The sequence below is a fragment of the Lentzea xinjiangensis genome (assembly GCF_900110955.1).
In the GTDB taxonomy this organism is placed as follows: domain Bacteria; phylum Actinomycetota; class Actinomycetes; order Mycobacteriales; family Pseudonocardiaceae; genus Lentzea; species Lentzea xinjiangensis.
This window is the reverse complement of the sequence record NZ_FOFR01000005.1, coordinates 42,945-45,063: the sequence shown is the minus strand read 5'-3', so window position 1 is coordinate 45,063 and position 2,119 is coordinate 42,945. Positions and strand designations below refer to the sequence as shown.

Genomic DNA, 2,119 nt, shown 5'->3' with positions numbered 1-2,119 from the left:
GCGAGGGAACGGGGCACGTCACCGGTGATCGGTGTGGCGGGCCGGCGGCCACGGGCTGCCGGCCCGCCACACCGGCGTCGGCCGCGGCCGCGTCCCGCCACCCGACGGGCCCTGTCACGACGGGAAGCGATCCCGGTCCGCGCACAGAGGAAAGTGAAAGATTCCCGAGCATCGGATGCCGTACAACGGCAGGTGGCAGCTCGTCGTTCGCAGAAGGGTGGTCCTCACAGATGACGGGACGGCGGCATGTCGCGATCTTCGCCAATCCCGCGCAGGGCCAGGCGCTCCCGGCGCTCGCGGTGATCGAGGAACTGGTGCGGCGCGGCTACCGCGTCACCTACGCCACCTCCTCCGAGGTCGCCGCCCGCCTCGCCCTGAGCGAGGCCACCGGCGGCTGGGACGTGGTGGGCTTCCTCGACGACAGCTCGTCGCCGGTCTCCGTGGCCCGCGGCTACTTCGCCGACGACCGGCCCGACCTCGTCGTCTACGACTCCACGGCGAGCGAGGTCGCGAGGGCCGCCGCCGAGACGTGGGACGGGCTGCCCGACGACGACTTCGTCGACGCGTCGTTCGGCGAGTTCCTCAGCCGCTTCGGGCTCGCTTTCCTGCCCGAGAAGCCGAGCCTCTACCGGGTGGTGCCCGGCCGCGTCGCGGCGTACTAGGCCGCCGCCGGAGAATCGCGGAAGAACCCGCCGGTAATTCGCCCGGAATTTTCCGAAGCGCCCCGCACCGAATTCGAAGTGGCCGGTCCGGCCGTCCGCACTGTTACGAACGGCGGAATCGCGGGCGAACTCACCGGGTCCGTTCGCCGCCGGTGTGAGACCGGCTACACGTCAGGGGATTCCCCGGTGCGCACATCTCGCACAACTGACCGGCGTCTCAATTACCGCGCGGTGCCGCGGGTAGTGAGCGCGGCGGATCCGCGCTGGTCAGCGCGGTGTCGCTGGTCCGATCAGGTGAGACGCACCCGAAACGTCCTACCGAAATGCGCGGGTGCCTTCCCGAACCCCCGACGCACCCCGACCACAACATCAGGGGCCACCCCTCATGCTCTCGTTGACCGGGTTCCCGGAATCTTCCTACGATTCACCCCGTCGAGGTCGGATTCCGGGAATAACCCAGATCTCCCGGCGGCCACCTCAACTTCCTCTTCTGCTGTCGCGGAACGCCGCGTTCGTCGAATCGAGAGGGAAGCTTCCCGATGCCCACTGTTGCCGCTGGTTCTCTCGCACCTGAACACACCACCGCCGTTCCGGACGCCGACGTGTTCCGCTCGTTGCTGGAGCGTTCCGGCCTGTGCCTCGCGCGCCTGGACCTGCAGCTGCGCGTCGTCGAGGCCAACGACGACTTCGTGGCCCGGTTCGGCCACTCCCGCGAGTCGCTGCTCGGCCGCAGCTTCTACGAGCTGCTGCACCCCGGCGTGCACGGCCCGATGCGCAAGCAGTTCGACCGCCTCGTCGAGGGCCGCCGCCAGCGCTTCGTCGAGCACCTCGCCGGCATCGGCCCGCGCCACACCGTGTTCACCGGGGACATCACCGGCATCGCCGTCCACGACGTGCACGGCGACCTCGTGCAGTTCGTCGTCGTCGTGAACCCGGAGAAGGGCGAGCAGCCCAACGCCGTCGTCGTCGACCGCAACCGCATCCTGAGCGACCTCGACGCCCGGATCCTGGAGGGCATCGCCACCGGCGAGTCGACCGTGCGGCTCGCGTCGCGGCTGTTCCTGTCGCGCCAGGGCGTCGAGTACCACGTCGGCACCATGCTGAAGAAGCTCAAGGCCCCCAACCGCGCCGCTCTGGTGTCCCGCGCCTACAGCCTCGGCGTGCTGAGCGTCGCGAGCTGGCCGCCCCGGGTCTCGCCCGACTTCATCAAGTGAGGACGACCCGCGGCCGGGACAGGGGTGCGGCACCGGCGCGGGCGCTGACCTCGCCGCGCACACCGCGGCCGGGGTCGGGGGCGGTCATGACGAGGACGACGACGTCCTGCCGGAACCGATCAGCGGGCCGGGCGGGACCAGCGGCCAGGCGACAGCGCGACCACGTCCCCGCCGCCGGGCGGGCCGGCCGTTGAACGGTTCCAGCGATCCGTGGTGTTCCAGGGGTTTACCCCGCCACCTCCC

General features: G+C 70.6%; 2 protein-coding genes. Both read left to right on the top strand.

Annotated features, from left to right (window positions below; genetic code table 11):
- Positions 1 to 230: 230 nt before the first annotated feature.
- Positions 231 to 662: a glycosyltransferase gene (locus BMW88_RS14095; RefSeq protein ID WP_089951164.1), complete on the top strand. Its 432-nt coding sequence runs from the start codon at positions 231 to 233 to the stop codon at positions 660 to 662.
- Positions 663 to 1,201: 539 nt separating this feature from the next.
- Positions 1,202 to 1,876 (top strand): helix-turn-helix transcriptional regulator, encoded by a 675-nt coding sequence (locus BMW88_RS14090; protein ID WP_089951163.1) that lies wholly within the window; start codon positions 1,202 to 1,204, stop codon positions 1,874 to 1,876.
- The last annotated feature ends 243 nt before the right edge of the window (positions 1,877 to 2,119 follow it).

Coding starts and splice junctions, on each gene's coding strand:
- BMW88_RS14090 (WP_089951163.1), top strand. CDS start 1,202: ATGCCCACTGTTGCCGCTGGTTCTCTCGCACCTGAACACACCACCGCC.
- BMW88_RS14095 (WP_089951164.1), top strand. CDS start 231: ATGACGGGACGGCGGCATGTCGCGATCTTCGCCAATCCCGCGCAGGGC.